Annotated in this window: 11 protein-coding genes; 7 read left to right on the forward strand and 4 right to left on the reverse strand. The window is 70.2% G+C overall.

Features of this window, described 5'->3' with window-relative positions; genetic code table 11:
- The first annotated feature begins 36 nt into the window (after positions 1-36).
- Together UYS_RS0212695 and UYS_RS0212700 are read left to right on the forward strand one after the other, a co-directional pair.
- The gene (locus UYS_RS0212695; protein ID WP_016855898.1) at positions 37-1,020 is read left to right on the forward strand and encodes an alpha/beta hydrolase; all 984 of its coding nucleotides are present in this window, start codon (positions 37-39) and stop codon (positions 1,018-1,020) included.
- Positions 1,017-1,526, forward strand: a complete 510-nt coding sequence (locus UYS_RS0212700; protein WP_016855899.1) for a hypothetical protein — start codon at positions 1,017-1,019, stop codon at positions 1,524-1,526. Before UYS_RS0212695 ends, UYS_RS0212700 begins: the two co-directional genes overlap by 4 nt.
- Positions 1,527-1,571: 45 nt before the next feature.
- Here the strand turns inward: UYS_RS0212700 and UYS_RS0212705 are convergent, their stop codons facing one another.
- Positions 1,572-3,077, reverse strand: coding sequence for a YifB family Mg chelatase-like AAA ATPase (locus tag UYS_RS0212705; RefSeq protein ID WP_016855900.1), 1,506 nt, complete (start codon positions 3,075-3,077; stop codon positions 1,572-1,574).
- 74 nt (positions 3,078-3,151) lie between these two features.
- Entirely contained in the window at positions 3,152-3,553 is a 402-nt protein-coding gene (locus UYS_RS18890; RefSeq protein WP_016855901.1) for an accessory factor UbiK family protein, read from the reverse strand.
- Between the two features lie 301 nt (positions 3,554-3,854).
- On the opposite strand from UYS_RS18890, the gene UYS_RS0212715 reads away from it, so the two are divergent.
- From UYS_RS0212715 to glnK, 3 genes are all read left to right on the forward strand, one after another.
- Positions 3,855-4,193, forward strand: coding sequence for a P-II family nitrogen regulator (locus UYS_RS0212715; protein WP_016855902.1), 339 nt, complete (start codon positions 3,855-3,857; stop codon positions 4,191-4,193).
- Between the two features lie 39 nt (positions 4,194-4,232).
- Positions 4,233-5,555 (forward strand): ammonium transporter, encoded by a 1,323-nt coding sequence (locus UYS_RS17400; RefSeq protein ID WP_016855903.1) that lies wholly within the window; start codon positions 4,233-4,235, stop codon positions 5,553-5,555.
- 144 nt (positions 5,556-5,699) lie between these two features.
- Positions 5,700-6,038: a P-II family nitrogen regulator gene (gene glnK / locus UYS_RS0212725; protein WP_016855904.1), complete on the forward strand. Its 339-nt coding sequence runs from the start codon at positions 5,700-5,702 to the stop codon at positions 6,036-6,038.
- Positions 6,039-6,121: 83 nt separating this feature from the next.
- Here the strand turns inward: glnK and UYS_RS0212730 are convergent, their stop codons facing one another.
- On the reverse strand, positions 6,122-6,898 hold the full coding sequence (locus UYS_RS0212730; RefSeq protein ID WP_016855905.1) for a ferredoxin--NADP reductase: 777 nt from the start codon (positions 6,896-6,898) through the stop codon (positions 6,122-6,124).
- Between the two features lie 159 nt (positions 6,899-7,057).
- Here UYS_RS0212730 and UYS_RS0212735 point away from each other — a divergent pair, with 159 nt between their 5' ends.
- Positions 7,058-7,984, forward strand: a complete 927-nt coding sequence (locus UYS_RS0212735; RefSeq protein ID WP_016855906.1) for a LysR family transcriptional regulator — start codon at positions 7,058-7,060, stop codon at positions 7,982-7,984.
- Between the two features lie 337 nt (positions 7,985-8,321).
- On the forward strand, positions 8,322-9,431 hold the full coding sequence (ftsZ, locus tag UYS_RS17405) for a cell division protein FtsZ (protein WP_016855907.1): 1,110 nt from the start codon (positions 8,322-8,324) through the stop codon (positions 9,429-9,431).
- A 20-nt stretch (positions 9,432-9,451) separates the two neighbouring features.
- Here the strand turns inward: ftsZ and UYS_RS0212750 are convergent, their stop codons facing one another.
- On the reverse strand, positions 9,452-11,974 hold the full coding sequence (locus UYS_RS0212750; RefSeq protein WP_016855908.1) for an EAL domain-containing protein: 2,523 nt from the start codon (positions 11,972-11,974) through the stop codon (positions 9,452-9,454).
- Between the last annotated feature and the right edge of the window lie 43 nt (positions 11,975-12,017).

Genomic DNA, 12,017 nt, shown 5'->3' on the forward strand with positions numbered 1-12,017 from the left:
GGAGCGCTAGCATGGTCAGCCACCACGGAGGACTCGATGACCGACTTCACTCCCCTGCAGGCGCTCGGCCCCATCGCCCCGGCCGATCCGTCCGGCCGCCCGCTCAAGGGCTATCTGGGCCACTACGGCCTGGCGCCGCTGCTCGCCGAGCGGGTGGGCCTGCACGTGGGATACGTGGACGCTCACGGCTTCCGCCTGTGGACCCAGATCTGGCGCCCGCCGTCGCCCCGCGGCACCGTGTTCGTGGTGCACGGCTACTACGATCACCTCGGCCTCTACCGCCACCTGCTCGAGTGCCTGCTCGAGCGCGGCTGGCAGGTGGTGCTGTGGGACCTGCCGGGGCACGGGCTGTCCAGCGGCCCGCGCGCCACCATCGCCGACTTCGATGACTATGGCAGCTGCCTGGACAACCTGCAGACCCAGTTGACCGCCCGCGACCTGGCGCCACGCCCCTGGGTCGGCATCGGCCAGAGCACCGGCGCGGCGATCCTCGCCACCGACGCCCTGCGCCGGGGCGACGACGGCCACTGGAGCGGCCTGGCGCTGCTGGCCCCGCTGGTGCGCCCCTGGGGCTGGAACCAGTCGAGCTGGCTGCACCGCCTGCTGGGCCCCTTCGTGCGCTCGGTGCCGCGCCGCTTCCGCGAGAACTCCACCGACAGCGACTTCGCCACCTTCCTGCGCGAGAGCGACCCGCTGCAGCCGGACCGGCTGGCCATGGAGTGGGTGGACGCCATGCGCCGCTGGATGCCGCGGCTGCTGGCCATGCCGGCCAGCCCGCTGCCGACGCTGATCCTGCAGGGCGAGCAGGACCTGACGGTGGACTGGGAGTGGAACCTGGAGGTGCTGACGCGCAAGTTCCCGCGGGCCGAGGTCCATCGCCACCCCGAGGCCCGCCATCACCTGGTCAACGAGGCCGAGCCGATCCGCCGGGTGCTGTTCGAGGAGCTCACGCGCTTCATCGCCAACCTCGAGGAAGCCGACGCTCCCTCGCCCACCGCCCGGAGGGCCTCCCGTCGATGAGCCGTCGCCGCTTCACCCTGCTGCCGCCCCTGCTGACGCTTGTGATGACGGTGCTGCTGCTCACCGGCTGCGCCACCGGTGGCCCGGAGCACCCCCAGACGGTCCGCCAGGCGCTGTTCGGCCTCGGCGAACGGGCCGCGGAGCGGGTGGGCGAGGCGCCGCCGCTGCCGAGCCCCCTGACCGACGAGGTGCTGCTGCTGGCCACGCCGGAGGTCGATGCCGGCCTCGGCGTCGGCAGCGATCGCCTGCTCGAGAGCCTGACCCGCGCCCTGCTGGGACTCGAGCAGAGCCCCCAGGTGCTGGACTGGCAGCCCGCGCTGTCACGGGGTGCCGAGGCCAATCAGTGGCGACTGGACAGCCGGCTGATCGCGGCCGGCCCGCGTCTCGCGCTGTCCGACCGCACCCTGCTGCCCTATCGCCTGCAGCTGACCCTGCGCCGCCCCGGCAGCGACACGCCGCTGTGGCAGGCGCAGCTGGATGGCGCCCTGGACGCCAGCGCGCTCTAGGCGAGGCCTGGACCAGCCCCCGGACAAGGCCGACACCTCTTCCCTTCAGCGCCCCTGCAGCAGCCGATCGAGCTGGCGATAGCCGATCGCCTCGATCAGCTGCTCGCGCCCGGGGCGTGCCTCGCCGGCCAGGTCGGCCAGGGTCAGCGCCACCCGCAGCACCCGGTGATAGGCCCGCGCCGAGAGGTTCAGCCGTTCCAGCACCCCGGCCAGCCAGGCCCGATCCGCCCCGTTCAGCGCGCAGGCGTCCTCCAGCTCGCGGCTGGCCAGATGGGCGTTGAGCGCGCCGCGCGCCCACTGGCGCTCGCGGGCCGCCAGCACCCGCTCGCGCACCGCCTCCGAGGGCTCGCCTCGCTCATGGGCGGTGAGCTGCTCCGGCGGCAGCGCCGGCACTTCCACCTGCAGGTCGATGCGGTCGAGCAGCGGGCCGGAGAGTCGCGCCTGATAGCGCTGGATCTGGGCGGCGGTGCAGTGGCAGGCCCGGCGTGGATCGCCGAGATGGCCGCAGGGGCAGGGGTTCATCGCCGCCACCAGCTGGAAGCGCGCCGGATAGCGCCGCTCGTGGCTGGCGCGGGCGATATGGATGCGCCCGGATTCCATGGGCTCGCGCATCACCTCGAGCACCTGGCGGGGGAATTCGGGCAGCTCGTCGAGAAACAGCACGCCGCGGTGGGCCAGCGAGATCTCGCCGGGCCTGGGCCGCGACCCGCCGCCGACCAGCGCCACCGCGCTGGCGGTGTGGTGGGGCGCCCGGAAGGGCCGGCGCCCCCAGCCCTCGTCGAGCGGCAGCCCGCACACCGAGCGCACCGCCGCCACCTCCAGGGTCTCGTCCTCGGTCAGCGGCGGCAGGATGCCGGGCAGGCGACTGGCCAGCATGGTCTTGCCGGTGCCGGGCGGGCCGGCCAGCAGCAGGTTGTGGCCGCCGCTGGCGGCGACCTCCAGGGCCCGCCGGGCCTGATGCTGGCCCCGCACCTCGGCGAGGTCGGCCCCCGCCAACGGGGCCTCGGCGGGACGCGACGCCCGATGGGGCGCGATCGGCGCCTGCCCCAGCAGGTGCGCCACCACCTCGAGCAGATGATCGGCGGGCAGCACCTCGAGGCCGCCGGCCAGCGCCGCCTCATCGGCGTTGGCCCGGGGCACGATCAGCCGCCGCCCGGCACGGCGCGTGGCCAGCGCCAGCGGCAGCACCCCGGCCACCGGGCGCAGCGCCCCGTCCAGAGCGAGCTCGCCCGCGCATTCGGTCTCGGCCAGCGCCGCGGCGGGAATCTGCCCCGAGGCCACCAATATCCCCAGGGCGATGGGCAGATCGAAGCGCCCGCCTTCCTTGGGCAGGTCGGCGGGCGCGAGGTTGAGGGTGATGCGACGCAGCGGGAAGTCGAAGCCGGCGTTGACGAGCGCACTGCGCACCCGCTCGCGGCTCTCCCTGACGGCCGTCTCCGGCAGCCCGACCAGGGTGATGCCGGGCAGGCCGTTGGCCAGATGCACTTCCACCAGCACCTCGGGGGCCTCGAGGCCGAGACCGGCCCGGGTGCGAACGATCGACAGGGTCATCGGCGGTCCCTCGCGCTGATTCTGCCCTTAAGGCTAGTTCAGCACGGCGGGGACCGCCCGGTGGCGGCTCGGGATCAGCGGCCGGACTCGCCGGCGCCTTCCTCGGGGGAGGACGGGGGCTCCTCGTCCGCCGCCGCACCGGCTGCCGCAGCACCGGCTGCCGCAGCATCGGCTGCCGCAGCATCGATCGAGGCCTCGTCCGCCACGGCCGGCACCTCGCCGCCCGAGCGGCTGGCGTCCAGCGCCTCTTCCAGGGCGGCGACCTGCTGCTCCAGCGCCTCGACCCGGCCGCGGGTGCGCTGCAGCACGTCCATCAGGATGTCGAAGTCCTCCCGCGACACCAGCTCGAGCCGGTCGAAGGCGCCGCGCACCACCTGCTGAATGCCTTTCTGCACGTCTTCCGGCGCCTGTGAGGCGCCCTGCAGGCGCTCGCCGATCTGCTGGGCCAGGCGGCCGATGCGGTCTTGGCTGACCATGATCTCTCTCCTGAGTGGAATGGGGCTGACTCCAAGGATACGCAAGCCGTTCGACGGGCGCATTCCCGCGTGCCGCGGGCTTCGCCCCCGGATGGTGCGAAGCGATCGCTCACCGGCATCAAATCAGTGCACGGCGCCCTGCCCCGCCTGCACCAGAATCTCACCATCGGGTCAGGTTGGAAAAACAAGATCATGAAAACCATGACAAATTCGGTTTAGTGGCACGTTTTAAGCAATGACAGGAAAACCTGCACACACACCGCGCGGAGCAGCCCGCGCTCATCCAATGGGGAGATCCGGGATGAAGCTGATTACCGCCATTATCAAGCCCTTCAAGCTCGACGACGTGCGCGAGGCGCTCGCCGACAACGGCGTTCAGGGCATCACCGTCACCGAGGTCAAGGGCTTCGGCCGCCAGAAGGGCCACACCGAGCTCTATCGCGGCGCCGAGTACGTCGTCGACTTCCTGCCCAAGGTCAAGGTCGAGATCGCCGTCGATGATGGCCGCCTCGACACCGTGCTGGACGCCATCTGCAGCGCCGCCAACAGCGGCAAGATCGGCGACGGCAAGGTCTTCGTGACCCCGCTCGAGGATGTCATCCGCATCCGTACCGGCGAGCGCGGTGCCGACGCCGTCTAACCCGACCGCCTCTCTCCCTTTCCGTCTGGAGTGACAGCCATGAACGAGATTACCGAGCTGAGCTATGCGCTCGATACCTTCTACTTCCTGATCTGCGGCGTCCTGGTGATGTGGATGGCCGCGGGCTTCTCGATGCTCGAGGCCGGCCTGGTGCGGTCCAAGAACACCGCCGAGATCCTGACCAAGAACATCGCCCTGTTCGCCATCGCCTGCACCATGTACCTGCTGCTGGGCTACTACCTGATGTACTCCGGCGACGCGGGCGGCATCCTGCCCAACCTGGGCTTCCTGCTGGGTGACGACAACACCGTGGCCGCGGTCACCGCCGGCGGCGACGACGCCCCCTACTACTCCATGCGCGCCGACTTCTTCTTCCAGGTCGTGTTCGTGGCCACCGCCATGTCCATCGTCTCCGGTGCCGTGGCCGAGCGCATGAAGCTGTGGGCCTTCCTGGCCTTCGCCGTGGTGATGACCGGCGTCATCTACCCGGTCTCCGGCTACTGGACCTGGGGCGGCGGCTGGCTCTCCGAGCTCGGCTTCTCCGACTATGCCGGTTCCGGCATCGTGCACATGGCCGGTGCGGCCGCGGCGCTGGCCGGCGTGCTGGTGCTCGGCCCGCGCAAGGGCAAGTACGGCAAGGACGGCAGCATCTTCGCCATCCCCGGCGCCAACATGCCTCTGGCCACCCTGGGTACCTTCATCCTGTGGATGGGCTGGTTCGGCTTCAACGGCGGCTCCGAGCTGAAGGTGTCCGACGTGAGCTCCGCCAACAACATGGCCCAGGTGCTGGTGAACACCAACGCCGCGGCCGCCGGCGGCGTGATCGCCGCGCTGATCCTGGCCAAGGCCTGGTTCCGCAAGGCCGACCTGACCATGGCCCTGAACGGCGCCATCGCCGGCCTGGTGTCCATCACCGCCGATCCGCTGTCGCCCAGCGCCCTGGGCGCCACCCTGATCGGTGCCGTCGGTGGCCTGCTGGTGGTGGTCTCCATCATCAGCCTCGACAAGCTGAAGCTCGATGACCCGGTCGGTGCCATCTCCGCCCACGGCGTGGTCGGCATCTGGGGCGTGCTCGCCGTGCCGCTGACCAACGACGGTGCCTCCTTCGGCGCCCAGATCATCGGCATCCTCGGCATCTTCGCCTGGGTCTTCCTCGCCAGCCTGGTGGTGTGGCTGATCATCAAGGCGATCATGGGCGTCCGCGTCAGCGAGGAAGAGGAATACGAGGGCGTCGACCTGGCCGAGTGCGGTCTCGAGGCCTACCCCGAGTTCACCGTCTCCAAGGTGCACGGTGGCGGCGGCTCCTCCGGTCGTGCCCGCAGCGAAAGCGCCGGCCAGTCGCACATGGCCGCGCGCTCCTGATCGCCCCGCCCTGACGGCAACACGAAATGGCCCCTCGCGGGGCCATTTTTTTGTTCTTCACGCCGTGGGTGTATGCTCTGGCACAATGATTCCGTCAGGGATGGCGAGTGGCGCCATCGGATACGAACCATCGAGGAGATGACCATGAAGCTGGTGACCGCCATCATCAAACCGTTCAAGCTCGACGACGTCCGCGAGGCGCTCTCCGACATCGGCGTCCAGGGCATCACCGTCACCGAGGTCAAGGGCTTCGGCCGTCAGAAGGGCCACACCGAGCTCTATCGCGGCGCCGAGTACGTCGTCGACTTCCTGCCCAAGGTGAAGCTCGAGGTGGCCGTGGACGAGCCGATGACCGAGCAGGTGATCGACGCCATCACCCAGGTCGCGAACACCGGCAAGATCGGCGATGGCAAGATCTTCGTCACCGCCCTGGAGCAGGTCATCCGCATTCGCACCGGCGAGACGGACAAGGACGCCGTCTAAGCGGCAAGCTGAAATCGCCGGAAGCAAAAGAAAACCCCGAAGGCTCAACCTTCGGGGTTTTCTTGTAGCTCGGCGCTGGCCGCTTACTTCTCGACGAAGGCGCGCTCGATGACGTAGTCGCCCGGCTCGCCGAGGCGCGGCGAGATGTTGAAGCCCAGCTCGTCCAGCAGCGCGCTGGTCTCGTCGAGCATGGCCGGGCTGCCGCAGATCATGGCGCGGTCCTGCTTCGGGTCCAGCGGCGGCAGGCCGGTGTCCTCGGCCAGCTTGCCGCTGCGGATATGGTCGGTCAGGCGGCCCATGGTGTGGAACTCCTCACGGGTCACGGTGGGGTAGTAGACCAGCTTTTCGCTGATCTCCTCGCCCAGGTACTCGTGGGCCGGCAGTTCCTTGGTGATGAAGTCGGCATAGGCCAGCTCGCTGACGGTGCGCACGCCGTGGATCAGCACGATCTTCTCGAAGCGCTCGTAGGCCTCCGGATCCTGGATCAGGCTCATGAACGGCGCCAGGCCGGTGCCGGTGGACAGCAGGTAGAGGTTGCGGCCCGGCAGCAGGTCGTCGGTGACCAGGGTACCGGTGGGCTTGCGGCTGACCATGATCTGGTCGCCGACCTTGAGGTGCTGCAGGCGTGAGGTCAGCGGGCCGTCCGGCACCTTGATGGAGAAGAACTCCAGGTGATCCTCGTAGTTGGGGCTGGCCACGGAGTAGGCGCGCATCAGCGGCTTGCCGTCGACTTCCAGGCCGATCATCACGAACTGACCGTTCTTGAAGCGCAGGCTGCGCTCGCGAGTGGTCTTGAAGCTGAACAGGGTGTCGTTCCAGTGATGAACGCTGAGGACTTCTTCCAGGGCGAACTTGCTCATGCCGACTCCTATGTATCGCGAGAGCGCATATACCAAAAACTCATAATTGCGCCGATTGATCTTTGCAGTGGATTCTAAGAGACGGCAGGATATCTGTTAAATGGGTTGTATGGATAAAGCTTATCTATACTCCAGATATACTGATCCGGAGCCCGCCCCATGCGCTATACCCTGCGCCAGCTCGAGGTGTTCGTGGCCGTGGCCCAGCACGAGAGCGTCTCCCACGCCGCCCGCGCCCTGGCGCTGTCCCAGTCGGCGGCCAGCACCGCCCTGGCCGAGCTGGAACGCCAGTTCGACTGCCGCCTGCTCGACCGCATCGGCAAGCGCCTCAAGCTCAACGCCCTGGGCTTCCAGCTGCTGCCCAAGGCCGTGGCGCTGCTCGACCGTGCCGAGGAGGTCGAGGAACTGCTGCGCGGCCAGCAGGGCGTCGGCACCCTTGATGTGGGCGCCACCCTGACCATCGGCAACTACCTGGCCACGCTGCTGATCAGCGACTTCATGCAGCAGCATCCGGGCAGCCGCATCCGCCTGCAGGTACGCAACACCCGCACCATCATCGACGGCGTGCGCCACCACGAGCTGGACCTGGGCCTGATCGAGGGCCAGTGCGAGGACGAGGAAGTGATCACCCAGCCCTGGGTGGAGGACGAGCTGGCGGTGTTCTGCGCCCCGGGCCATCCGCTGGCCGGCCAGGGCCCGGTGGAGCTAGACCGGCTGCTGCGCGAGGACTGGATCATGCGCGAGGAAGGCTCCGGCACCCGGCTGACCCTGGAGCAGGCCGCCCGGCACCGGCGCGGTCGCTTCAACACCCTGCTCGAGCTGGAGCACACCGAAGGCATCAAGCGCGCCGTGGAGTCGGGGCTGGGGATCGGCTGCGTCTCGCGCCTGGCGCTGCGCGACGCCTTCCGCCGCGGCAGCCTGGTGCCGCTCCCCACCCCCGACCTGGACCTGAGCCGTCAGTTCGCCTTCATCTGGCATCGCCACAAGTACCTGGCGCCCGGCATGCGCGAGTTCCTCAAGCTGTGCCGGCAGATGACCGAAGGCATCCGCTGCAGCGACGAGATCGACCTGCCCCACCAGTCCTGAAGACGGGGCGAGACGCTGCCCGTGATCAGGCGGGCTCGCCGCGGCGGGCCCACGCATCCGGCAGCGCCGCGGCGGCGGCGTTCGAGATACGCAAGCGCAGGGAAGTCAGCATGGTCACTCTCATGGGTCATGGGGAGTTGGTCTTGTAGCGGTCCACGGCTGCCAGGAACCGGGAGCTCCCCTGCTATCGGCCACGGTACGCGCCGACTTTAGCCGTCGGCGCGTGCCGCCGATCTCCCCGCGCCCTGCGAGGCGCGCTTCAGACCTTTCAAGGAGGCGGCACTTTGGCCGATGATGGGGAGACGCCCTCTTCCTCACCGACCCCGCGACAGGACGCATGAGCGACCCACAGTTTCCCCAGGAATATCCCGCCGCCCTCAAGGTGGTCGGCATCGGCGGCGGCGGCGGCAATGCCGTCCGCCACCTGATCGACACCACCGATCTCGACGGCATCGACGCCATCGCCGTGAACACCGACCGTCAGGCCCTCGAGCTGCTGCCCCAGGGCGTGGCGATGCCCATCGGCAGCGCCACCACCCGCGGCCTCGGCGCCGGGGCCGACCCCGAGGCCGGCCGGCAGGCCGCCGAGGAGAGTCGCGACGGCCTGCGCGCCCGGCTGGCCGGCGCCGACCTGGTGTTCCTGATGGCCGGCATGGGCGGGGGCACCGGCAGCGGCGCGACCCCGGCCATCGCCGACCTGGCCCGCGAGATGGGCCTGCTGACCGTGGCCGTGGTGACGCGCCCCTTCGGCTTCGAGGGCCAGCGGCGCCAACGGGCCGCCGACGAGGCCATCGCGGCGCTCGACGGCCGGGTCGACTGTCTGGCCGTGGTGCCCAACGACCGCCTGCTGCCGACCCTCGGCCACGGTGCCTCGATGATGCGCGCCTTCGCCGCCGTCAACGACGTGCTGCGCGAGGCGGTGACCGGCATCGCCGAGGTCATCACCCGGCCGGGGCTGATCAACATCGACTTCGCCGACGTGGCCGCGGTGATGCGCCGGCCCGGCCGGGCGCGCATCGGCACCGGCGAGGGCACGGGCGAGGATCGCGCCGGCGCGGCGGTGCGCGCGGCCCTGGAGCATCCGCTGCTGGAGGCCACCGACCTGGCCGAGGCCGCCGGCGTGCTGGTCAGCATCACCGCCGGCGCCGATCTGAGCCTGGCCGACTTCGACGAGGTGGGGCGCCAGGTCGCCGAACTGGCCGGCGAAGACGCCATGCGGGTGGTCGGCACCGCCCTCGATCCCGACATGGCGGGCCGGCTGCGGGTCTCGCTGATCGCCACCGGGCTGGAGGTCGCCCGCTCGAGGCCGCCTTCGCCCGGCCGGACACGGCCCGCCTCCGAGCCGCGCCGGGCCCCGCCGGCCGAGGCCGCCGAGCGACGGGACGGCTCGCGGCAGGACTCGCTGCTGGATCTCGACGACTTCCTGAGCCGCCTGAAGCGGCGCTGACGCTCAGGACGCGGCGACGCCTAGGCGGTCGCCCGGCTCAGGTAGCGCTCGCGGAAGGTCTCCACCGGCACCGGCCGGCCGGTGAGAAAGCCCTGGATCAGGGTGACGTGATAGGTGGCGAGCGCCTCGAGCTGGGCCTCGGTCTCCACGCCCTCGGCCACCACCCGCAGGCCGAGCTCCCGGGCCAGGCCCGTCACCGCGGCGAGGATGGCGCCACTGCCCCGGGACTCGCCCAGGCCGCGGATGAAGGAGCGGTCGATCTTCAGCGTCGTGACCGGCAGCTCTTGCAGATAGCTCAGCGAGGAGTAGCCGGTGCCGAAGTCGTCGATGGCGAGCATGCAGCCCAGGTCACGAAGGGCCGCTAGGGTGGCCACGGCCTGCTGGTGCTGATCGAGCAGGGTGCTCTCGGTGAGCTCGAAGCCGATCTGGCCCGGCGGCAGATCGTGCTCCTCGTAGAGCCGGCGCACCTCGGCGACCAGATCGGCCTGCCAGAACTGGCGCGCCGAGAGGTTGATCGCCACCCGCGGCGGCGTCAGGCCGGCCTCCCGCCAGGCCCGGAGCTGACCGGCCACCAGCCGCATCAGCCGCCGCCCCAGCGGCAGGATCAGCCCGGAGCGCTCGGCCAGCGGAATGAAGTCCCCCGGCGACACCTCGCCGAGCCCCGGCGCGCGCCAGCGCAGCAGCGCCTCGGCACCCTGCACCTCGCCGCTGTCGCGGTCGATCAGCGGCTGGTAGTGAACGGACAGCCCCTCGCCGGTCTCGGCGGTGTTGCGCAGCGCCGTCTCCAGGGCCAGGTGCTGGTGATCCTCGACGTGCATCTCGGCGCGATAGAGCCGGTAGGTGTTCCGCCCCTCCTGCTTGGCCCGGTACATGGCCGCATCGGCCCGCTTCACCAGCCGCTCGGGCGTGTCGCCATCGTCGGGATAGACGCTGATGCCCAGGCTGCAGCCGACCCGGAAGCGATGCGAGCGCAGCTCGAAGGGCGCGCTCGCCGCCTCGATCAGCCGCCGCGCCACCCGGGTCACCTCGTCGACCTCCTTCACGTCGGGCAGCAGCACGATGAACTCGTCGCCGCCCAGCCGCGCCAGGGTGTCATCCTCGCGCAGGTGATGCTGCAGGCGCTCGGTGAGCCGCACCAGAAGCTCGTCGCCCACGGCATGGCCCAGCGAATCGTTGACCTGCTTGAAGTGATCCAGATCCAGGAACAGCACCGCCAGGCGCCGCCCCTGGCGGTGGGTGTGGCGAATCGCCAGCGACAGCCGGTCGTCGAGCAGGCGCCGATTGGGCAGCCCGGTGAGCGGATCGTAGTAGGCCAGGTGGCGCACCCGCTCCTCGTTCTCGCGGATATGAGTGATGTCGGTGAACAGCGCGGCATAGTGGCTGACCTCGCCGCGTTCGTCGCGGATCGCCGAGATGGTCAGCAGCTCCAGGTAGAGCTCGCCGCTCTTGCGGCGGTTCCAGATCTCGCCGCGCCAGAAGCCGCTCTGCTGCAGCGTGTCCCACATGTCGCGGTAGAAGGCCGCGTCATGGCGCCCGGAGGACAGCACCGCCGGCGTATGGCCGACCACCTCCTCGAGGGAGTATCCGGTCATGTGGGTGAAGGCCGGATTGACGAAGCGGATGCGCGTCTGCGGGTCGGTGATGATGATGCCTTCCAGCGAGGCATCGATGACCCGCTCGGCCAGCTGCAGGCTCTCCCGCGATTCGGCCAGCGCCCGGTCGCGCGCCTCGAGCGCCTCGCGCAGGTCCTGCAGGTAGCCGTGCTCGACCCCGGCGAGCAGGTCCTGAAAGCCGAGCAGGCCATTCACCTCGCCCGACGCATCGAGCACCGCCAGGTGGCGCACGCCCTCGCCGACCAGCGCCTCCCGGGCGCGGATCAGCGGCTCGTCGGCGCCGATGGTCATCAGCGGGCGGCTGGCCAGCTCGCCGACGCTCATCGAGCCCGGATGACGGGCGACGAAGCGCACCAGATCGCGTTCGGTGAGGATGCCCAGCGAGCGCGACGCATCCTCCACCACGGCGGCCTCGGCGCCGGCATTGCGCATCCGGCGCGCCGCCTCGGCCAGGCCGAGCGCGCTCGACAGCACCAGCGGCGAGCGCCGCATGGCGCCCTTCACCTCGCGCAGCCGCAGATAGGGCTCGAGGCCCTGGTTCAGCGCCACGTCGCTCTGGGACACCATGCCCAGCGGCCGCCCATCGTCGTCCACCACCAGCAGGTGGCGATAGCCCAGCCGGGCGAAGCGGGCGGCGACCTCGCCCACCGACACGCCGCGGCCGATGGTGACCACCGGGCGGCTCATCACCTCACCGACCGGACGGCGCATCGATTCGGGATCGGCGAAGTCGAGGGCCAGGCTGTCGCGCTCGGTCCAGATGCCCAGGGTCCGCCCCTCCTCGACTACCAGGATCGCGCTGCAGCGCCGCTGGCTCATGCGCGTGGCGGCCTCGCACAGCGGCGTGTCCGGCCCGCAGCTGAGCAGGCCGGTGTTCATGATCCGTTCGACGGAGAGGGCGTGGGTGTTGAGCAGCTGATCCGAGTCCATTCGCTTACCGCATCAAAGGGGAACCCCTCAATCTAGCGCAATG

It is taken from the genome of Halomonas smyrnensis AAD6 (genome assembly GCF_000265245.1).
GTDB lineage: Bacteria > Pseudomonadota > Gammaproteobacteria > Pseudomonadales > Halomonadaceae > Halomonas > Halomonas smyrnensis.